This is a genomic window from Pontimicrobium sp. MEBiC06410, from assembly GCF_053601615.1.
The window spans coordinates 1-245 of record NZ_JBSHNT010000080.1; the positions used below are offsets into that span (position 1 = coordinate 1).

At 45.3% G+C, this 245-nt stretch carries 1 protein-coding gene; it reads left to right on the forward strand.

Annotation, left to right across the window (positions count from 1 at the left end; genetic code table 11):
* The coding region (locus ACVC08_RS00515) for a hypothetical protein (RefSeq protein ID WP_452600559.1) at positions 1 to 245 on the forward strand (245 nt) is incomplete at both ends.

Below are 245 nucleotides of genomic sequence, written 5' to 3' on the forward strand. Positions count from 1 at the left end.
TAAATGGACAAACAGGCATCACCCTAAGCTATTACCTAACCCAAGCCGATGCCGATGCCGCAGTTAACCCATTACCAACACTATACACCAATGTTGTTAATGCCCAAACCATCTATGTAAGAGCCTCAATAGACCTTACAAGTTGTTACGACACCATCACCCTAGACCTAAGAGTCAACCCATTACCATCACCAGTAGCCACACCCGTAGCCTACCAAGAATGTGATGACGATAACGATGGCTTT